This is a genomic window from Nocardia exalbida NBRC 100660 (assembly GCF_000308575.1).
Lineage (GTDB): Bacteria > Actinomycetota > Actinomycetes > Mycobacteriales > Mycobacteriaceae > Nocardia > Nocardia exalbida.
Genome location: NZ_BAFZ01000049.1, coordinates 22,589 through 43,400, shown reverse-complemented (window position 1 = coordinate 43,400; position 20,812 = coordinate 22,589). Strand labels below are relative to the sequence as shown.

The window sequence follows — 20,812 nt, the reverse complement described above, 5'->3', positions numbered from 1 at the left end:
GCGGTCCGCGACCGCGCTATCCGGCCCCGCTCGCGGACCCGGCCTCGGGCCCGCGGCGGAACGAGATGTAGCGATGGCCGAAGAAACTGGCGACCGCGACCAAGCCCATCACCACGACCGCCGACGGGATACGCGGCAGGTGCAGCACCGAGACGGCCAGCGACAGCAGCACCGTATTCATCAGCAAGCCACCGGAATTCACCACGACGAAGCCCGCGAAGTCGCGCAACAGCCTGCCGCGGACCCGGAATACGAGGGTCCGGTGCAGGACGAAGGCGACGACGATGCCCACGGCGTAGGCCAGCACCACCGCGACGGCGGGCGGCCACGCGTCACCCAGCACCGCCAGCCACGCGACGGTCAGCCCGATGCCGAGCAGGGTGTTGCACGCGCCGACCATGGCGAACGCGACCTCCTGGCGCCGGACCATCCGAAGCAGAAGCCCCGCCGCAGGCCCGTCGCCCGTCGCGTCGGAATCCACGTCGACCGGCCGCGCGTTCATCTTCACGAAACGACGTCCGCCAGCTCACGATCCGGCTCGGCGCCCGCGGCGTCGCCGGGCTCCTCCGGTTCGTCGCGGCGCCGCGACCGGACCTGGAACCATTGCAGGACGCCGATGCCCAGCACGCCCGCCACCGCGGCGGCGATGCCGATCTTCCACCCGGGCGGGCGCCAGGTCAGCACGAGCTCGGCGTCCTGGGTGCCCGCGGGAACGTCGACCGCGATGAACGATTTGGCGACCGTGGTGATCGGCAGCGACTTCCCGTTCAGCGTGACCCGATATCCCGGCCAGCCCAGCCGGGCGAACACGATCCGGCCGCCTTCGGCCGAGGACACGCGCACGCGGCTGGTGGTGTCGGTCTCGGAGATCGATGTCGCACGCATCTTCGCCGCATCCGTCACGCGGCCGTTGGTCGTCGAGATGGGGCCGCCCACGCGTTCCAGCACCGCGATGAAACGTTCGTGCCCGGGGTAGTCGGCCCACTTCCAGCCCTCGGGCGCCGCCTGGTTCGGCGCGTCCGGGAACAGCGCTCGTTGCAGCACCACGCGGTCCAGGTTCATCAGGTCCACCAGCGGCCGCCCGGTGGTTGGCTCCGGTGCGAACATCCGCCGGTAGGCGTCCGGGCAGACGCTGCCGTCCCAGCGCATGCACAGCAGCTCACCGAAGTAGAAATGGCCGCTGGGGGTGTAGCCGTTGACGTAGTCCAGTTCGAGTCCGCGGGCGTAGTTGCCGAAGACGAGCGACCCGTAGGCGCCCTCGATGCTCTTGTCCTGCGGCTGCAACAGTCCGCGATCGCCCAGCTGGATGGTGTTGCCCGCGAAATCCGGGAACGCCTCTTTCGCCACCGAGCGCTGCACGGGCAGGTTCCACGACATCGGCGTGGGTTGCGCGGCTTCGACCTGGAAATAGGCGATCGGGAACATCGCGACGATGGTCAGCGCGCACGCCGCCGCGGTCCCCTTCGCGCGCCCGAGCCACACCGCCCCGGCCACCAGCGCGGCCAGCGCGAACGCCGCGATCACGTGCCAGATCGCGTCGTGCGGGTCGGCGGAGAACGAGCGCACCCACAGCAGACCGATCAGCACGCCCGCCGCGACGGCGCGATTCTTCGGATCGCGCACCGTCCCGTAGCGGCCGAGCAGCACGCACACCAGCACGAGCAGGCCGATGGCCAGCATCGGGAGTACGCGCGCCGGCCAGCGCAGCGGTCCGATCGAACCGGGGCCCGCGGTCCACATCAGCATCATGATCGCGAAGATCGCGACGGCGCTCAGTTCCCGCCATGCCTCCCTGGCACGGCGCCAGTCGACGAACGCCAGCGCGGGGATCAGGAACCAGGCGATGTAGGTGACCGGCAGCGGCTGCACGTATCCCCACCACGAGCTGAACGCGGGCAGCGAGCTGGGCAGGCTGGCGTTCAGCGACTCCGACCACGGCACCGTGAGGAACTGGTCGTTGTTGATCTGCGCGGTGCCGCGCCAAGTCACCTTCGCCGACAGCATGCTCGGCAGGAACGTCAGCAGGCCGGCGAGCCCGGCGCAGCCCGCCGCGACGGTCAGCCGGAGCACGGGCTGCCACTTGCGCTGGTAGACGAGTTCACCCACGGCCACCGCCAGCAGCATCAGCACCGCTTCGACCGCCGGGAAGATGTACTGCGTCGAGATGGTCAGATACAGGTAGACGAAGACCGGGATGGGGCCGCCCTGTCCTCGCGTGTACCGCACCGAGGCCGCCCAGGCGTGCACCATCCACGCGGTGCCGGTGAGCGCGGTCATCCAGCTGGCTTCGTCGAAGAACAGGAAGAAGCCCGACAGCGGCAGCGCGATACCCGCCACCGCCGACCACGCGGGCCGCCCGCCGTAGACCAGGCAGATCCGGTAGACGCCGAGTGCGGCGATGATCGAGAAGATCAGCTTCACGACGGTGGCGTACAGCGCGACGTTGTCCACCGAGGGCGCGATCAGATCGATCAGCAGCTGCGGCGGGTTGAACAGGCCCGCGTCGTCCATCGTGTTGTTGCCCGACATCCACTGCTCGGGAACCATGACCGGGAACTCACCGGCGCGCAGCGCGCGGCCGAGGCCCACCCACAGCGACGTGTACTGGGATTCGGTGTCGTCGGTGAAGAAATGGCGGGCGTTGGCGAGCAGGACAGCGAGGTAACCCGCGACCACTCCGAGCGCGGTGATGACCCCCCACCGGTAGACCTCTCGCCGCGAATAGACATCCGGCCGCGAGCCGGGCACTGCACTGTCCGTCACGAGTTCCAAACCCTACAGGGCGGCTCTCCGCTTGGCATGGGTCGTGGACGCCACCAAGATGAGGGCATGATCAGCTGCTCCGGTAGCCGGATATCGCACCGTGCTAAAGTCCACACCGGTTCGGGCTCCGCAGTTCCGCGACGAGTACCGGCACGCACCGTCATCGAAAGTCGATCCAGCTGATGCCGATTCCCTCTGCCCGCGCACTCCGTTCCGGCGCCTCCGCGACGAACGGCGCCCCGGCACGGCCCGGCGTGGACCGGCCGCACCGGGTGTCGGTGGTCGTGCCGGTGTATCGGGGCGAGGACACGATCGCCGGTCTGGTCGCCGAGCTGCACGATCTCACCCGCCCCGCCGAGACCCCCGGCGGCACCACGTTCGCCGTCACCGAGATCATCCTGGTGCACGACCACGGTCCCGACCGCTCCGATGTGGTCCTGCAGGAACTGCAACGGACCTATCCCACGGTGCGCGCCGTCTGGCTCAGCCGAAATTTCGGTCAGGACGCCGCGACGATCGCCGGAATGTCCGTCGCGGCCGGTGACTGGATCGTCACCATGGACGAGGACGGCCAGCACGATCCCGGCTTCATCAGCACGTTCCTGGACACGGCCCTGGCGCAGCGAGCCGATCTGGTCTACTCCAAGCCGACCAACACCAGACCCCACGGATTCCTGCGCAATCTGACCTCGCGCGGAGCCAAGCTGGTGCTCGCGACGCTGTTCGCCTTCCCGGATTCCACCCGGTTCGAAAGCTACCGGCTGATCCGCGGGGACATCGGCAGGCAGCTGGCCGAGGTCGCCTCCAACGGCGTCTACCTGGACGTCGCGCTGACCTGGGTGGTCGGCGCCGTCGCGCAGGCACCGGTGACGTTGCGCGCCGAGGGCAGGGAGGAATCCGGCTACAACTACCGCCGCCTGTTCTCCTTGTTCTGGAAGATGGTGCTGTGCAGCGGGACCCGCGGGCTGCGGCTGGTCAGCATGCTCGGCGTCACGCTGGCGCTGGCCGGTGGCGTGATGGCCGCGATCGTCGTGTTCGAAGCGCTGACCACCGACGGCTGGGCGCCCGAGGGCTGGGCGTCCACCATCGTGGTGCTGCTGCTGTGCTCCGGCGCCGTGCTGTTCTCCCTCGGGCTCATCGCCGAGTACCTGGGCGTCGCGTTGCACATCCTGGTGGGCAAGCCGCTCTATCTCACCGTCGAGACGCCGACACCGCGTCCGGCCGACACTTCGGAACCGACCGCGACCGCAGCCAGCAGGGGGACCGACCGGGTTGAGCACTGACCGCGTCATCTTCAGCCGCCCGTACCGGGCGCGCCGGGAATTAGCGAACCTGGAGGCCGTGCTCGCCTCCGATCACAGCCACGGCGACGGACAGTTCACCGCGTCGGCCACCGCGAAGCTGAAGGCGATCACGGGCGCGCCGCACGCCCTGCTCACCACCTCCTGCACGTCCGCGCTGGAAATGGCGGGCCTGCTGCTGGAGCTGGGCCCCGACGACGAAGTGATCGTGCCCAGCTTCGCGTTCACCTCCACCGCCACCTCGATGGCGCTGCGCGGCGCGACCTGCGTTTTCGGCGACATCGATCCGGCCACCGGGAACCTGGACCCGCAGTCGGTGGCGGCCCTGATCACCGAGCGGACGAAGGCCGTGGTGGTGATCCACTACGGGGGCGTCGCCGCCGATATGGCCGGCCTGCTCGACCTGGCCGGCGCGCACGGCTTCGCCGTCGTGGAGGACAACGCGCACGGGCTCGGCGGCAGCTGGCGCGGCAGGAAACTGGGCACCATCGGCACGATGGGCACGCTCAGTTTCCACGACACCAAGAACGTGCACTGCGGCGAGGGCGGCGCGCTGCTGCTCACCGACGAGATCCTGATGGCGCGCGCCGAGATCATCCGGGAGAAGGGCACCGACCGGGCCAGGTTCCTGCGCGGAGCCGTGGACAAGTACTCCTGGCAGGACATCGGCTCCAGCTACTTGCCGAGCGAGTTGAACGCGGCCGTGCTCGACGCCCAATTGGACGAGTTCGACACCATTCAGGCCGGACGGCACCGGGTATGGGACGCCTACGCCGCCGCCCTGCCGGATTGGGCCCGCCGCAACGACGTGCGCCTGATGTCCGTGCCCGCCGATCGCGAGCACACCGCCCACCTGTACTACTTGCGGACCCCGACCGAGCGCCGCCGCGACGACCTCATCGCGCATCTCGCCGCACACGGCATCTCCGCGCCGTTCCACTACATCCCGCTCGACTCCAGCCCGGCCGGCTTCAAGCTCGGCCGCACGCCGCGGGCGTGTGTGCGCAGCGCCGAGTTCTCCGGAACGGTCGTGCGCCTGCCGCTGTGGCCGGATCTGACCGACGCGCAGGTAGCCCGCGTCGTGGACGCGGTTACCGCCTTCACCGTGTGAGCGCGCCGGTCCGGCGCGCGACATCCGGCCTCACGCGGTGAGGACGTAGAGCTTCTCCCTGCCGCCCGCGATCAGTGACTGCCGGGCGACCCGCGGCCGGTACGGCGTGAAGAACTCGTCGAGCGTGCGCTCGGTGAAGCGATGCGCCTGCTCGCCGTCGCCCGCGTCGGTGAACCGCTTGCCGATCGTGGCGAGGAACGGATTGGCGCTGCTGGCCAGGTTGCGCACCGGCTCGGCGACGATCACCCGCTCGGTGGCCGCCGCGAGCATCCGATCGAGCAGGGGGCCCGGCTCGGGCAGGAAGTGATAGAGGCTGGCCTGCATGACGACATAATCTGCCGCGGGCAGCGCGTCACCGGAACGCAGGTTCCACACCCGCCCGCGCCCGCCCGCTTCGTTCACGCGTGCGACGAAGCGTTCGTTCAGATCGAGGCCGGTGTAGTCGACCGACTTGTGGCGCAGGTAGCGGGTGTAGAGCGTCGCGGGTCCGCAGCACAGATCGACCACGCTCGCACCCTCCGGGACGAGTTCCGCGATAGCGCGATACCGAGCCGCGTAGTGCCTGCCGTACAACCCGCGCATCAGGACCTCGTAGACGGTCCCGTTGCGGTAGATGAGGCTCGTTCTCACAGGCACAAACTATGCCATCGGTCGGCGAATCCGGTGTTTCGGCAACAGGAATCGCGTCAGCCGCCGAACAGGATGCTCGCTCGGTCCTCGGTGAGGATCTCGTAGGCGTCCGAGGCGCGGTTGTACCACCAGGTGTCCGGTCCCGGCTCCGGCCGCTCGGCCGCCTGCACCGCACGGGCGGAGGGGCGGAACGACGGGCTGCGCGGGATATCGTCCACCACGTAGACCAGATCGGGCCGCTGGTCCGGTTCCAACACCCGCAACGCCTCGGTGACATCCTTCGGTTCCAGGCGGAAGCCTTCGCGCACGCTCACCGCGGCCACCGCGAGGCAGTGGTCACCGACATTGAGCCCGTAGGTGACTTCCATGTCGACGGCGGTGACGTCGTTGAGCACGTCGACGATCGGCTGGCCGAAGACCGGTCCGCGCCGGGTGTGGATCACCGTGTCCGTGCGGTCGACCAGCCAGTAGTCGCCGTCGCCGTCGCGGCGGAACAGATTCTCCGTCGGCATCCAGGAGTCGCCCGCCGTGAAGACCCCGCGCAGGCCGCCCGCGGAGATGTCGACGCCGTCGGACGCCTTGCCGATCAACAGGCCCACCTCGTTGTCCGCGCAACGCCTGGCGAAGCCGGATCCGTCCACCAGGATGCGTTCGGTGAGCGGGTCGTAGGCGACCAGCTCCACCTTCGCGGTGCCGGGAACCGGCCTGCCCTTGCACCCGCGCTTCACTCCGGCCACGTTGGCCAGCACCACGTCACCCTCGATCGAGGCGTAGAACTCCAGCACGCGGGCCGGGTCGAACTGCTCGACGGTGCGCCGCCACAGCCCGGCGGGCATACCGGAGCCGATGAACAACCGGATCGGATGGCGATGGCCGGCCGGGAACACCTCGGCATCGAGGATGTCGCGCAGCATGGTCCAGGTGTAGGTGACCACGGTGACGCCGTAGCGGTGCACCTCCTCGGCGAAGCGCTGCGGGTCCAGCGACCGGGCCAACGCGATCCGGCTTCCGCCCGCGACCGCCCCGCCGAGACTGACCAGCAGCCCGGACGAATGATGCAGCGGAGCGAGGCAGTACACCGTGTCCTTGCGATCGAGGTCGGCCGTGGTCGCGGTGCCGAACGCCGACAGCGCCCAGCGGTGGTTGCTGATGTACTTCGTCTCCAGCCGCTCGCCGGTGCCGGTGACGAGCACGAACGCCAGCTCCCGCGCCAGGCCCGGATCGGGCCGGTACCAGGCGGGTACCCGCACCCGCGCCGGGTCGATCTGCTCGAGGTCGATCAAGCGGTCGCTCGTGGGCAGCGCCAGCTCCCTGGTGTCGCCACCGCCGAGCACCAGCACCCTGGCGCCGGTCTCGGCGGCCCGCCGCAGATTCTCCGGGTCGGCGATCAGGGTCTCCACCCCGGTCAGCTCGATCGCGCGGCTCAGTTCGCCGTTCGGGGCCAGCAGGACCGCCACCGCGCCGAGACGCGACAGCGCCGCGACGGAGGCCAGCGCGCTGGGCCGGGTCTCCATCACCACGCCGACCCGCATGGCGGGGCGCACGCCGACCGAGATGAGGCCGCGCACCACGTTGTCGATGCGTTGGTTGACCGCCTCGTTGGTGTGCACACGGTCGTCGAACAGGAACAGGTCGCGCTGCGGCGCGCGCCGCGCCTGTTCGGTGAGCAACCGGCCGAGCGATACCCGGGTGTGCGGCTGGATCATGCCGAGGCGGGTCAGCCGGGGCAGTGCCCGCGCCGCTTCGCCCGCCAGTTCGATCGAACCGCGCACCGTGCTGTTCGCGATGCCCTCGAGGGCCTTGCCCACGCCGGTGCCCGCCTCCGCCAGCGACGCGGCGGTGTGCACCACCCTGGTGGCCGCCGACCGGGGGCGATTGCTCGCCACGTGCTCGGCCATCGGCACGATCTCGGGCGGCAGCGGCTTGTCGCCGTTCATCCATCCGACCCACTGCCGCACCAGCGGCCAGGTGTGCTTGGTGGCCGTGCTCCCGGCCACCAGGCCGAAGTGTCCCGCGACCAGCGTCGCCTCGTAGACCTCCGCGTTCGGCGCGGCCCGCACGATGCCGCGCACCGCGGCGGGCTGTCCGATGTCGTCGACCTCACCGACGAACGCCAGGATCGGGCACTTCAGCTCGGCCAGCGAGATCGGATGATCTCGGATCACGAAACCGCCGAGCATCAGCCGGTTGTGCGCGACGAACTGCTTGAGCAGATCCGCCGCGGCCGGGCCCGCGTAACCGACCCAGCCGTCGCTGTTGAGGAAGCGGCGCTGGCGCTCCTTGGGCAGCAGCGCTTCACGGTCGTGCAATTGCCGGAGGAAATCGATTCTGGACTTGGCAGTCTTCACCGGGTCGAGCAGCTGGAAGCCGATTCGCACCATGGAATCGGTGATCGGCAGCCGGGTGACCACATGATCGGCCAGGAAGTCGGCGAGGTCGGAGACCATGCCGTAGGGCAGCCCGAACGGCATGCCCGCGACGATGTCGACCGGGCTGCCGAAGGTCACGATGCTGTCCACGCCCTTGCCGTACCGGTAGGCGGCGGTCTGGTAGGCGAACATGCCGCCCTGCGAGTAACCCATCAGGTGCACGCCGGAGCCGGTGGCCTCGTTGACGGTGTCGATGGCGCTGTTGACGGCCAGCACGTGATCGGCGAGGTCGCGCTGCCAGCCGCCCTCCTCGCTCGCCGGCGAGCCGAAGTCCACCACCCAGCAGTCGACTCCGCCGCGGTGCAGGATCCCGACCGCGCCGTCCTCGGCGTTCACATCCCAGATGTCGGCGTTGACCATCAGCGGCGGCACCAGCAGCGCCACCGGCCGCCCCGGGGTCGTGTCGTCGGGGAAGTAATGGCGCAGCCGGTACATGCGTCTGCGTTCCACCACCTCGAACGGCGAGGACACGACGTCGTGGGTCAGCCCGCCGAAGCGGATGACCTCCAGGCCGTTCTGCGCGGTCGCCATCAACCGCTGCACCGAGCCCACCACAACATTCGCGTTCAACTTCACCATCGCTCCTGGCCTACCCTAGAACGTGACCCGCATCACACACCGCGAGGTGTTCAGACGAGCTTCCCATACCACCTGTCCATTATGTGTCCGCTGTGACACGTCGCATGCCAGGTTGCCACGGTCGGCTCCCCCTCGGCATTCCCCTCCCGACCCCGAGCACACCCCCGCGAACGCTCGAGCCGCCGGCGCCCGGCGCAACCGTGCGCGTCCGCCTCGGCCGACTCCCGCGTAGCGAATAGGGGTCGATGTCCACTGGGGACGCGATCACGTACCCGGCTCGACCGAGGAGCGACACTACACGCCCGGCTTCGGCCGAACGTCTCATCGCTTTCCGGCGGCCGGACGCGACGTCCTCGGCGACCACCCGGCGCGGCTCCGATGGATCGCCCCGGCTCTCGGACCGATCGGCATGAGCGCGGGACGAGCGCCCACGGGGAGGCCAGGAGACCGCTCCGCACGCCAGCTAATTCTTCGCTACTAGAACGTAATTGCGGGCTCCGCCACCCGCCGTTACCGGAATCGACCGCGTGTCGTGACCATCCGCGGGCCACCGGGACGATCTTCGAAATTTTCCTGCGCACAGCGGCTTTCGGCGTCTACCATCGAACACGTCTGGAACGCCGTGGCGCGTAGGCAATTTCGTTCGATGAGCTCTCCGCGGGCATGCCCGCTGCTGTTTGATGTGAACACCCAGCGACTCTGAACTATCGACGACTTCTCGATTTCCCCTGCCCCAAAACCCGTCACCATCTCTCGGTGGCCGTCTCGAGGTGAGGACCACGCATGACCATAGAAATGCCAGTCCAAACGGAAAACAACGTGCGCAAGAGCCTGAGTACCAGCACGGCCGGCCTGCTCGCGCACACCACCAAATCCGAACCGCAGATGCAGGGCATCAGCTCGCGGTGGCTCACGCGCGCGCTGCCATGGACGCAGGTCAACGGCGGGGTGTACCGCGTGAACCGCCGCCTGACCCACACGGTGGGCAACGGCGAGGTGGAATTCGTCATCGACGGGTCCACCGCTCGGGTCATTCCCCTCGAATTGCAAGAGCTTCCGGCGCTGCGCGGATTCGACGACGAGGACGTGTTGCGCGGCCTCGCAGACCGTTTCGAACAGCGCGATCTCGAACCGGGCACCGTGGTAGCGGAATTCGGAAATCCGATGGATCAGGTTCTGCTGATCGTGCACGGCAAATTGAGCAAGATCGGGTCGGGTGAGTACGGCGAGCAGACGAAACTCGGCATCCTGGGTGGCGGCGACTTCTTCGGCGATACGATACTCACCGAGCCATCGGCGATCTGGCCGGTCACGATCAAGACGGTCACGCCGACGACCATGCTGGTCCTCCCGCGGCGATCGCTGACCGAGTACATCGACAGTGCTCCGGCACTACGCGAGCAACTCTCCCGCGTCGCCTCCGCGCCCACGCGTCCGCAGAACCACAAAGGCGAGGCGGACATCGAGGTCGCCTCGGGTCACTCCGGCGAGCCGCTGCTGGAAGGCACGTTCGTCGACTACGACGCCTCCCCGCGCCAGTACGAACTCAGCCTCGCGCAGAGCGTGCTGCGGGTGCACACCCGCGTCGCCGATCTGTTCAACGACCCGATGAACCAGGTCGAGCAGCAGCTGCGCCTGACCATCGAAGCGCTCTACGAACGGCGCGAATACGACCTGGTGAACAACCCCGACTTCGGTCTGCTGCACAACTGCGACCTGAAACAGCGCATCTACGCCGAGTCCGGCGCGCCCACCCCGGACGACATGGACGAACTGCTCAGCATGCGGCGCAGCACGAAATTGTTCCTGGCCCATCCGAAGGCGATCGCCGCGTTCGGACGCGAATGCACCAAGCGGGGGCTCTACCCCGACCCGGTCGAGGTGGACGGGCACCGCGTTCCCGCATGGCGGGGCGTGCCGATCTTCCCCTGCGGCAAGATCCCGATCAGCGACACGCAGACCACCTCGATCCTGGCCATGCGCACCGGCGAGAAGGACCAGGGCGTCATCGGCCTGCACCAGACCGGGATCCCGGACGAATACGAGCCGAGCCTCAACGTGCGCTTCAAGGGCATCGACGACCAGTCGATCATCTCCTACCTGGTCAGCTGCTATTACTCGGCGGCCGTCCTGGTACCGGATGCCCTCGGCGTGCTCGGCAACGTCCTGGTCGCCCGGCAGGCCGACTGACCGGGGGGATGGGCATGTCGGTGCTCTCCCGCGCCGCGGCGGCGCATGCCACCGATGAGGTGGCCGCCACCGTCGTCGCGCTACTCACCAATACCCGGACGACCGCTCCGTCCGAGCTCTTCTCGCCGAAAGCAACTGAGCCGCACGGTGTTTCTTCCACGGATGGACCATCGGGTGTGACGCCTCGCGGGCTGCTCGGCCCGTCCGGCCTTGGTTCCGCCGCGCTGCTTCTTCCGGGCAGCCCGGACCGTGCCACGACGCCCGGCGTCACACCGGCCGCTGCCACCGACGGCCTGGGGGTAGCGCCGGGACCGATTCCGGTAGCGGGACGGACACCGTCGCCGACCGCGCCACGCCTTCCGGCCGGCCCCACCGGGCTCGGCACCGCGTCGGCGTTCCTCGGACGACATGGCATCGCCGCAAGACCACGCACGGCCCCGCATACGGCGCCCGCCCCGCGAACCGGGTCGGACTCCGCTCGCGGTCCCGCACTTGTTCCGCGGGGGCCGAGCGGCCCGGGCACCGCGACGGTGAACCGGGACCGCCCGGATCCGATTCCGCCGCTGTACTGCCCGCCGCCGCTGCGGGACGATCCGGCGCTCGCAGAGGCGGTCAACACCGGGATCGTGGACTGGGCCGAAGAGATCGGGCTGTACGAGGGCCGGCTGGACGAACTGCGCGACGCCGATTTCGGCCGGCTGATCATGCTCGCCCACCCGGACTGCGACGACGCCGATCGCCTGCTGGCGGCGGCGAAGTGCGCGGTCTCGGAATGGTCGGTGGACGACTACTACTGCGAGGAGGATGCCGACGACCGGGCTCCCGACGGCACCCCCTCCAGCGCCGAGGCGGAGTTGGGTCCGCGGCTCGAATTGGCCGCCGCGGCCATGGATCCGGTCCACCTCCCCGCGCGTTACGTCGCCGAACTCGAGGCGGCCCTCGAAGCCGACCCGATCCTGCGCGCGTTTCGCACGTCCTTCGACCATATGGCTCGCTACGCGCGCCCGGCGCAGCTGGCCCGGTTGCGCACCGAGATCGCGGGCTGGTTCATCGCGCTCGGCGCGGAAGCGGGGTGGCGCGCGGCCGGGCGGATGCCGCCGGTATGGGAGTACCTCACCAACCGGCAACCGCACAGCTTCCTGCCCTGCATGGCACCGACCGACGTGCTGGGCGGCTACGAGCTGCAGGCCGCGGAGTACACCGCCCCCGCGGTGCGCCGCGTCGTCACCACGGCGGCGCTGGCCAGCCAGATGGTCAACGACCTGTACTCGATGGCCCGCGAGGACCTGTCCAACGGCAGGGAGTTCAATCTGCCTACCGTCCTCGCCGCCGAGGAGCGCTGCTCGCGCCGCGAGGCCGTGCTGCACACCGCCGAGGTGCACGACGAGCTGGTGCACCGGTTCGAACGGGAGGCGGCGCCATTGGCCGCAGCGGGGTCGCCGGAACTACGCCGCTTCCTCACCGGCCTGTGGGCGTGGATGGGAGGAAACCGCGCCTGGCACGCCGACAGCAAACGCTATCGCGACCCGCAGTGAAAGCAATGAAGCAGTACCGCACCGAGAGAGGATGATCGCGCATGACCATGCTCAACCCGGAGACCGGGACCGTTCTGCGTACCAGCTACCAGAAGTCTGTCGCCGCGTACTGGAACAACAACCCGAACGACGACCGGGTCAACACCAAACTCGGTGAGGTCGACGGGCTCTATCACCATCACTACGGCATCGGCGACCCGGACCTGTCGGTGCTGACCGGTCCGGAGGACACCCGCGAGGAACGTCTCGTCACCGAACTGCATCGACTGGAGACCGCACAGGCCGATTTCCTGCTCGACCATCTCGGCGACGTCCGGCCGGGCGACCGGCTGATGGACGGCGGCTCCGGCCGCGGCGGCACCAGCTTCATGGCCAATCAGCGCTTCGGCTGTCAGGTCGACGGAGTGACCATCTCCGAGTATCAGGTGGGCTTCGCCAACGACCAGGCCGTGCATCGCGGCGTCGCGGACAAGGTGGGGTTCCACTTCCGCAACATGCTGGACACCGGCTTCGAGTCCGGTTCCATGCGCGGCATCTGGACCAACGAGACCACCATGTACGTGGACCTGTTCGATCTGTTCCGCGAGTTCTCCCGGCTGCTGGAGCCGGGCGGGCGCTACGTGTGCATCACCGGCTGCTCCAACGACGTGACCGGTGGCCGATCGTCCTCGGTGAGCTGGATCGACGCGCACTACGGCTGCATGATCCACCCGCGCAGCGAGTACTTCCGCGCCATGGCCCAGAACAACCTGGTGCCCATCGCCGTGACCGACCTCACCGCGGCGACCATCCCGTACTGGGAGCTGCGCACGAAATCCGAGCTCGCCACGGGTGTCGAGAAGCCGTTCCTGACCGCCTATCGGGAGGGCAGCTTCCAGTACCTGCTCATAGCCGCCGATAAGGTGGGAAGGTGACCGACGCCCTCGCCCAGCCGCACACCGACCGCGAGGCCCTGCCCGTCGAGCTCGTCGACGACGTGGGCCGCGCGGTCGGCGCGTGCTCGGTCGCGGAGGCCCACCTGGCCCCGGGACGGCTGCACCGCGCGTTCTCCGTGTTGCTGTTCGACTCGGCGGGCCGCGTGCTGCTGCAGCAGCGCGCAGCGGTGAAGACCAGGTTCCCCTCGCTGTGGGCCAACACCTGCTGCGGCCACCCCGCACCGGGTGAACCGGTCGCTACCGCGGCGGGCCTGCGGCTGACGGAGGAAATGGGCCTGACCATCGCGCTCACCGAGGCGGGGATCTACCGCTACCACGCGGCAGACCTCCGCACCGGCCGCGTCGAGTCCGAATGGGACCACGTCCTGATCGGGCGGCTGGACATCGGCGCGCCCCGTCCGGACCCGGCCGAGGTCGCCGATTTCGCTTGGATTCACCCGGACGCGCTACGGGACGCGCTGGCCGACAATCCGGACGCCTACACGCCGTGGCTGGCCGGTGTTCTCGACGTCGCGGAGCACGCGCAGGGCAGGAGAATCCCAGCCCCCTGATCGTCGGCGTTCACCAGTTTTCTGGTCCGAGGCAGTCGAGCGCGTCATCGACTGCGGCCGCGCGGCTGCCTCGGCCCAGCTTCGGAGTTCGGGAGGGTCTCCCTTCCCTGCTGTGTTGCGGCTCGAGTCGCCTCTGTCGCCCTGACTCCCGGACCTGGCCACATCCATAGATGCGCATATTTCTGTAACACCATGGACGGAAACTGAGAGAACTCAAAGGAACGGCACAGGCTGTGGCCAGGACCGTTCGGCATCGTTGACGTTGTAAGAGTTCTCGGTGAAGTGAGGTGCGTGATGGTGGAATTCGAAGTCACCGGAACGAGGGTGACCGTGCACGTACTCGGTACCCATCAACTGCTGGCGCTGCGCGACCAGCTGACCTTCGACCTGTCCGACATCACCGCGCTCGGCGTGGCCGGGGTCGACCGCCGCCCGCCGTGGGTGCGCACGCCCGGCACCTTCTTCCCCGGCGTGATCGCGGCCGGGACATTCCGCGGCAAGGGCCGCAAGGAATTCTGGGACACGCGCTTCGACGGGCACGCCATCCGTATCGACTTGGCGGGCGCTGATGTCACACGGCTCGTGGTCGACGTGGCCGACCCGGACTCCGAGTTGCGCAAGCTCGCCACCGCGGTGGCTGCCTGACCCGTTCGAGCGCCACCTGCTCGCAGCGGGCCGGTGTGCGGCGGGGCGGCGGGGCGGACTCTCGCTCTGACTCACGCAGATCCGCCCCCGCCGTTTCCCGGCGCGTTCGGTGACACTTCCGCACATCCGGTCCGGGGCCTGCGAGCGCGTGAGCGGTTGCCTCCGGTCCCGCTTGCCGGATGGCAGCATGACGGTATGGAGTCGGTCGATATGTCCCGGATCGAGGCGGCCGCGCGGCTGCTCGCCCCGGTGATCCGGCGCACACCGCTGCTGGCCTCGCGGGTGCTGTCCGAACGTACGGGTGCCGAGGTGTGGCTGAAGTGTGAGAACTTGCAGCGCACCGGTTCGTTCAAGCCGCGCGGCGCCTACAACCGGATCGCGAATCTGCCGCAGGAGGCGCGGGAACGCGGCGTCGTGGCCGCGAGCGCGGGTAACCATGCGCAAGGGGTCGCGTGGTCGGCGGCGGCGCTCGGCCTCACGTCGACGGTGTTCATGCCGATCGGGCGTCGCTGCCGAAACTGATGGCCACCAAGGCGTACGGGGCGCAGGTCCGCCAAGTCGGCGAGACCATCGACGAGGCACTGGACGCCGCGCTGGAGTTCGCCGATCGGTCCGGCGCGACGCTCATCCACCCGTTCGACCATCCCGATATCGTGGCCGGTCAGGCCACCGTCGGCACGGAGATCGCGGAGCAGTTGCCGGAGGTGGGGACGGTCCTCGTACCCACCGGCGGTGGTGGGCTCTTGGCCGGCGTCGCGGTCGCGCTGCGACATCTCGCCCCGGACGTGCGCGTCATCGGGGTGCAGGCGGCGGAAGCGGCTGCCTGGCCGGACTCGCTGGCGGCGGGGCGGCCCGTCCGGGTGGAGCGGATGGCCACGATGGCCGACGGCATCGCGGTCGGCCAACCGGGCGTGGTGCCGTTCTCCCACGTGGCGCAGCATGTTTCGGGCATCGTGACGGTAGACGAGGAAGCCCTGTCGCAGGCGTTGCTGCTGTGTCTGGAACGCGCGAAGCTGATCGTCGAGCCCGCGGGCGCCGCGGCGGTCGCCGCCCTGATGAGTCACACGCCGGAGGAACTCGGCCTGCGTGGGCCGGTCTGCGCGATCCTGTCCGGCGGCAACATCGACCCGTTGCTACTGACCAGGGTGATCGGGCACGGGCTGAGCGCGGCAGGCCGCTACCTAGCGGTGCGGGTGACGATTTCCGATCGCCCTGGTGCGCTGGGGGCACTGCTCGCGGTGATCGGCAAGACCAGCGCCAGCGTGGTCGACGTGGCGCACTCGCGCACCGGGACCTGGCTGGCGGTGGACGAGGTCGAGGTAGCGCTCACGCTGGAAACGCGCGGTTCCGACCATCGCGACGAGGTACTCACCGCCCTCGCGAACGCGGGATACGCGGTCCGCGCCGCGGATTGACCGCGATACCGCCCGCAGGGGCGAACCTGATCGGCCCGCGACACGGCGCCCTCGCGTCGCCCAGACGGCTTCGGGTCGCGTGAGTGCGCCGCTAGGAAGTCAGTGCGCTCCCCCGAGTTCCAAGGCCAGTACGCCGAGTATCACCAGTGCGATGCCGCCGAGTTGCACGAGGGTGAGCCGCTCCTCCAAGAACAGCACGCCGATCAGGGCGATCGCGGCGACACCGACCGCCGACCAGATGCCGTAGGCCACGCCGATCGGCATGCCCCGCTTCAACGCCTGGGCCAGGAAGAAGAACGCGGCGCAATAGCCGACGACCACCACGATCGAGGGGACGAGCTTGGCGAATCCGTCGGATAGTTTCAGCGAAACGGTCGCGGTCACCTCGGAAGCGATGGCCAAGGCGAGCAGGAGCAAGGTCATTTTCGCAGCGTAGCCAGAGTCGCGGGGCAAGCACAGCGGCACTCGGCCACCGGCGCAGCCGCTCCCCAGCCCCGGGGATTCGCGGCCCGGTCGCCGTGGACTGCGCGTCGATACGATCGGCCGATGCGTAGCTCGGGCGTTGCGGTGACCGGTTTTCCATTCGATGAGGTGACGTGCAACGAGTTGCCGTACGCCGAGCGCGACGAACGGTATCGGCGATTGCACGAGTGGCCCGAGCCGAGCTATGCGCATCGGTCCGGGCTGCGGATGATCTGGAAGTACGCCGACGCGCGCGAGGTGCTGGAGGCGGCCACGCCCGGCATCTCCAACGCGAATTCGCTGGACCCGCTCGTGGGTTACGCGCGGATCGCCGCGACACCGCGAGCCATCCCGCCGTTCGTCCGGCACCTGATCCCGCCGCCCGCGAAGGCTACCGCCAACCTGGCCGACGACCGGTTGCACAAGCGCGTGTGGAACACCATGGCCGGGCCGTCGGGACACTTCACCATCTCCCCGGCCGATCGTCCCGCCCGGGCCGCGGCGATGGCCGAGTACTTCCACGAGGCTGTGCGCGATACGGGGTTCCGCAGCGGGGCTCCGTTGGACGTGACCGCGTTATCGATCGGCTACGCGGCCCGGACCGTCGGTGCGGCGGTCGGCCTGCCCGCCGCGGACTGGCCGCAGGTGGCCGCCTGGAGCGGAGCGCAGTCGGGACTGCTCGGCCGGGTGATGCGCGGACGCGAACTGGCCGACGCGGTGAGCGCGCTCGGCTGGTTGTTCACGGTGAGCGGAGCGGCGGTGCGGGAGGGCCGGGGCAGCGAGGCGACCGGGTTCGCCCGCAGGCTGCGCGACGCCGGGCTCTCCCATCGGATCGCGGTGTCGGCCATGGCGAATTCGCTCGCCGCGGGAGTGCACACGGTCAGCGGCAGCATCCAGCAAGGCGTCCAGCGCTTGCTCGGTGATCCGGACCGCGTGTGGTGGGACCTGCTCGCCGAGCCGGACGGCGGCACCCGGGTGGCGGCGAAGATCCTGCAACTGGATCCCGGGTTGGTGGCGTGGAAACGTCAGGCCAGGACGCCGGTCGTGCTGTCGAGCGGCACGCGGCTGCCCGCGGGACCGGTGCTCGTGCTGTTCGCCGCGGCCAACCGTGACCCGGACGCCTTCCCCGACTGCCTGGCCCTGGACGGGACCGGCAAGTTGCCGTTGACCTTCGGCTTCGGCAGGCACGTGTGCCCCGGCAAGAGCATGGCGACGTTGGCCGTCGAAGTATTTCTGCGGCAGTTGCGCGAGCTGGTTCCGGAGGCCGACCTGCTGCCGGATTCCAGTGGTCGCCAGCGGCGCAGCGATCTGCTGTTCAGCGGCGCCGATATCACTGTCACCGGGTAGGTTGCCGACAGCGATTCCCGACCGGCGTCAGCCCAGCCAGTCCCGCGCCGCGGCCGCCGCCGCACGCACCTCGGCGAGTTGCGCCGCGACCTGAACACCGGCCGTGCCGCCTCGGGCGTTGCGGGACGCGATGGACCCCTGGACGGTGAGGACCTCGCGCACCTTCCCGGTCAGCGCCGGGTCGACGGCGGCGAACTCCTCGTCGGTGAGCTCGTCGAGGCCGACGCCGCGGGACTCGGCGGCGCGCACGCACGCGCCCGCCGCCTCGTGCGCGACTCGGAACGGAACGCCTTGGCGCACAAGCCATTCGGCGATATCGGTGGCCAGGGTGAAGCCCGCGGGTGCGAGTTCGGCCATGCGGTCGGTGTGGAAGGTGAGCGTCGAGACCAGGCCCGCGATGGCCGGCAGCAGCAGTTCCAGTTGCGCGACCGAGTCGAAGAGGGGTTCTTTGTCTTCTTGCAGATCGCGGTTGTAGGCCAGCGGCTGCGCCTTGAGGGTGGCCAGCAGGCCGGTGAGATTGCCGATCAACCGGCCCGCCTTGCCGCGGGTCAGCTCGGAGACGTCCGGATTCTTCTTCTGCGGCATGATCGATGAGCCGGTCGACCAGGCGTCGGCCAGCGTGACGTAGCCGAATTCCGGGGTGCTCCAGATGATCACCTCTTCGGCCATCCGGCTCAGGTCGACGCCGATCATGGCCAGCACGAACGCGGCCTCGGCGGCGAAGTCCCGCGCCGAGGTGGCGTCGATGGAGTTGGCGGCCGACGCGTCGAAATCCAGTTCCGCGGCGATCGCCTCCGGGTCGAGTCCGAGCGAGGAACCCGCGAGCGCGCCGGAACCGTAGGGCGACACCGCCGCCCGGCGGTCGAAGTCGCGCAGCCGGTCGAGGTCGCGCAGCAGCGGATGGGCGTGCGCGAGCAGATGGTGCGCCAGCAGCACCGGCTGCGCCGCCTGCAGGTGCGTCTTGCCCGGCATCACCGCGTCCGGGTGCGCGGCGGCCTGCTCGACCAGTGCGTCGATCACCGCGAGCACGCCCGCGGCCACCCGGCGCACCCCGTCGCGCAGCCACATCCGGAACAGCGTGGCCACCTGGTCGTTGCGGGAACGTCCCGCCCGCAGACGTCCACCGAGCTCCGCGCCGACCCGTTCGATCAGGCCGCGTTCCAGCGCGCCGTGCACGTCCTCGTCCGACTCGACGGGGCCGAACGCGCCGGAGGCCACGTCCGCCGCGAGGCGGTCCAGTCCGTCCAGCATGCCGGACAGATCGGTGTCCGACAGCAGGCCCGCCTTGTGCAGTACCCGCGCGTGCGCCTTCGAGGCTCGGATGTCGTAGGGGGCCAGCGCCCAGTCGAAATGCGTCGACTTGCTCAGCGCGGCCATGGCCTCGGCCGGGCCGGAGGCGAATCGCCCGCCCCACAGCGCGCCTTGGTTCGTGCCGCCACTCATGCTCGTCCGCCTCTCCGAGTTTTCCGGCCGTACCAGTCGGGTGACCGGGGGGGTTGCGTTCATGTCCTGCGCAAGATGCCGCTCGGGTTCTGGGCATGCCATCTCGAGGCAGCGGGCGCAGGCCGTCGGTGTGCCGGTGCGTGTCAGGGCACCGGCACGCCCGGTGCCTACTTCTGGTTGAGGTCGCGGCGGGCGGCGACCTTGGAGGACAGGCCGTGGATCTGGACGAAGCCCTTGGCCAGCGACTGGTCGAAGGTGTCGCCCTCGTCGTAAGTGGCCAGGTTGAAGTCGTAGAGCGACTGCTCCGAGCGGCGGCCGTTGACCACTGCGGAGCCGCCGTGCAGGACCATCCGGATGTCGCCGGACACGTGCTGCTGGGTGTCGCCGATGAAGGCGTCCAGCGCCCGCTTGAGCGGGGAGAACCACAGGCCGTCGTAGGCCAGCTCGCCCCAGCGCTGCTCGACCTGGCGCTTGTAGCGGCCCAGCTCGCGCTCGATGGTGACGTGCTCGAGCGCCTGGTGCGCGGTGATCAGCGCGAGGGCGCCCGGCGCCTCGTAGATCTCGCGGCTCTTGATGCCGACCAGGCGGTCCTCGACCATGTCCAGCCGGCCCACGCCCTGGCGGCCCGCACGCTTGTTCAGTTCGACGATCGCCTCCAGCACACTCACCTGGCGGCCGTCGATGGCCACCGGCACACCCTTGTCGAAGGTGACGATCAGTTCGTCCGGGGCCTCGAAGTTGACGGTGGGGTCGGAGGTGTAGTCGTAGACGTCCTTGGTCGGGGCGTTCCACAGGTCCTCGAGGAACCCGGTTTCGACCGCGCGGCCCCAGACGTTCTGGTCGATGGAGAACGGCGACTTCTTGGTGACGTTGATCGGCAGCGAGTTCTCCTCGGCGAAGGCGATGGCCTTCTCCCGGGTCCACGCGTAGTCGCGAACCGGGGCGATCACGTTGAGATCGGGCGCGAGCGCGCCGATGCCGACCTCGAAACGGACCTGGTCGTTGCCCTTGCCGGTGCAGCCGTGCGCGACGGTGCTCGCGCCGTGGAACTTCGCGGCTTCGACCAGATGCTTGACGATGAGCGGGCGGCTGATCGCCGACACCAGCGGGTACTGGCCCATGTACAGCGCGTTGGCCTGGATGGTGGGCAGGCAGTACTGCTCGGCGAACTCGTCGCGGGCGTCGATCACGATCGCCTCGACGGCGCCGCAATCCAGGGCGCGCTGGCGCACCACGTTCATGTCCTCGCCGCCTTGGCCGAGGTCGATGGCCACGGCCACCACTTCGGCGCCGGTCTCCTTGCCGATCCAGCTGATCGCGACGGAGGTGTCCAGCCCACCGGAGTAGGCGAGTACGACGCGCTCGGACATGTTCTGTGTGCTCCTCGATGGTTCGTGTGCGTGATACGGACCGGCTTCCCGCCACAGCGGCCCGCACGTCCTGCAAATGATTATGCACGACGATGCAAGCCCATTC

Annotated in this window: 15 protein-coding genes and 1 pseudogene; 9 read left to right on the top strand and 7 right to left on the bottom strand. The window is 69.3% G+C overall.

Translation table 11 applies throughout. The annotated features are described in order from the left end of the window. Positions 1-16: 16 nt before the first annotated feature. Together ON29_RS11160 and ON29_RS11155 are read right to left on the bottom strand one after the other, a co-directional pair. Positions 17-502 (bottom strand): GtrA family protein, encoded by a 486-nt coding sequence (locus ON29_RS11160; protein WP_040866137.1) that lies wholly within the window; start codon positions 500-502, stop codon positions 17-19. Between the two features lie 2 nt (positions 503-504). Continuing rightward, the gene (locus ON29_RS11155) at positions 505-2,676 is read right to left on the bottom strand and encodes a hypothetical protein (RefSeq protein WP_063825294.1); all 2,172 of its coding nucleotides are present in this window, start codon (positions 2,674-2,676) and stop codon (positions 505-507) included. Positions 2,677-2,945: 269 nt separating this feature from the next. Here ON29_RS11155 and ON29_RS11150 point away from each other — a divergent pair, with 269 nt between their 5' ends. Next, the gene (locus tag ON29_RS11150) at positions 2,946-4,046 is read left to right on the top strand and encodes a glycosyltransferase (protein ID WP_083863363.1); all 1,101 of its coding nucleotides are present in this window, start codon (positions 2,946-2,948) and stop codon (positions 4,044-4,046) included. Beyond that, the gene (gene rffA, locus ON29_RS11145; RefSeq protein WP_040866136.1) at positions 4,036-5,175 is read left to right on the top strand and encodes a dTDP-4-amino-4,6-dideoxygalactose transaminase; all 1,140 of its coding nucleotides are present in this window, start codon (positions 4,036-4,038) and stop codon (positions 5,173-5,175) included. Before ON29_RS11150 ends, rffA begins: the two co-directional genes overlap by 11 nt. A gap of 30 nt (positions 5,176-5,205) precedes the next feature. Here rffA and ON29_RS11140 read toward each other — a convergent pair whose 3' ends face one another. Together ON29_RS11140 and ON29_RS11135 are read right to left on the bottom strand one after the other, a co-directional pair. Beyond that, the gene (locus tag ON29_RS11140) at positions 5,206-5,805 is read right to left on the bottom strand and encodes a class I SAM-dependent methyltransferase (RefSeq protein WP_040866135.1); all 600 of its coding nucleotides are present in this window, start codon (positions 5,803-5,805) and stop codon (positions 5,206-5,208) included. A 56-nt stretch (positions 5,806-5,861) separates the two neighbouring features. Next, positions 5,862-8,813: an acyl-CoA synthetase gene (locus tag ON29_RS11135; RefSeq protein WP_040866134.1), complete on the bottom strand. Its 2,952-nt coding sequence runs from the start codon at positions 8,811-8,813 to the stop codon at positions 5,862-5,864. Between the two features lie 819 nt (positions 8,814-9,632). Between ON29_RS11135 and ON29_RS11130 the strand changes: the two genes are divergently transcribed. The 6 genes and pseudogenes from ON29_RS11130 to ilvA all read left to right on the top strand — a co-directional run bounded on the left by ON29_RS11130 (position 9,633) and on the right by ilvA (position 16,084). Further along, positions 9,633-11,003 (top strand): family 2B encapsulin nanocompartment shell protein, encoded by a 1,371-nt coding sequence (locus ON29_RS11130; RefSeq protein ID WP_245548905.1) that lies wholly within the window; start codon positions 9,633-9,635, stop codon positions 11,001-11,003. A 14-nt stretch (positions 11,004-11,017) separates the two neighbouring features. Beyond that, positions 11,018-12,538, top strand: a complete 1,521-nt coding sequence (locus ON29_RS11125; protein ID WP_083863367.1) for a family 2 encapsulin nanocompartment cargo protein terpene cyclase — start codon at positions 11,018-11,020, stop codon at positions 12,536-12,538. A gap of 41 nt (positions 12,539-12,579) precedes the next feature. Beyond that, positions 12,580-13,452 carry a geranyl diphosphate 2-C-methyltransferase gene (locus ON29_RS11120; protein WP_040866131.1) on the top strand — a complete coding sequence of 291 codons (873 nt, stop codon included), beginning with the start codon at positions 12,580-12,582 and terminating at the stop codon, positions 13,450-13,452. Continuing rightward, positions 13,449-14,024 carry an isopentenyl-diphosphate Delta-isomerase gene (gene idi / locus ON29_RS11115; protein ID WP_040866130.1) on the top strand — a complete coding sequence of 192 codons (576 nt, stop codon included), beginning with the start codon at positions 13,449-13,451 and terminating at the stop codon, positions 14,022-14,024. The genes ON29_RS11120 and idi overlap by 4 nt, the downstream gene beginning before the upstream one ends. A gap of 294 nt (positions 14,025-14,318) precedes the next feature. Further along, the gene (locus ON29_RS11110) at positions 14,319-14,669 is read left to right on the top strand and encodes a hypothetical protein (RefSeq protein WP_040866157.1); all 351 of its coding nucleotides are present in this window, start codon (positions 14,319-14,321) and stop codon (positions 14,667-14,669) included. 195 nt (positions 14,670-14,864) lie between these two features. Continuing rightward, positions 14,865-16,084, top strand: a pseudogene (gene ilvA / locus ON29_RS11105) (threonine ammonia-lyase). Between the two features lie 99 nt (positions 16,085-16,183). On the opposite strand, the gene ON29_RS11100 reads toward ilvA, so the two are convergent. After that, positions 16,184-16,507, bottom strand: coding sequence for a DMT family transporter (locus ON29_RS11100; protein WP_040866129.1), 324 nt, complete (start codon positions 16,505-16,507; stop codon positions 16,184-16,186). A gap of 123 nt (positions 16,508-16,630) precedes the next feature. Here ON29_RS11100 and ON29_RS11095 point away from each other — a divergent pair, with 123 nt between their 5' ends. Further along, entirely contained in the window at positions 16,631-17,893 is a 1,263-nt protein-coding gene (locus ON29_RS11095; RefSeq protein ID WP_157172740.1) for a cytochrome P450 family protein, read from the top strand. 27 nt (positions 17,894-17,920) lie between these two features. Here ON29_RS11095 and argH read toward each other — a convergent pair whose 3' ends face one another. Both argH and ON29_RS11085 read right to left on the bottom strand, forming a co-directional pair. Further along, on the bottom strand, positions 17,921-19,336 hold the full coding sequence (gene argH, locus ON29_RS11090; RefSeq protein ID WP_040866127.1) for an argininosuccinate lyase: 1,416 nt from the start codon (positions 19,334-19,336) through the stop codon (positions 17,921-17,923). Positions 19,337-19,503: 167 nt separating this feature from the next. After that, positions 19,504-20,706: an argininosuccinate synthase gene (locus ON29_RS11085; RefSeq protein ID WP_040866126.1), complete on the bottom strand. Its 1,203-nt coding sequence runs from the start codon at positions 20,704-20,706 to the stop codon at positions 19,504-19,506. Positions 20,707-20,812: the final 106 nt, after the last annotated feature.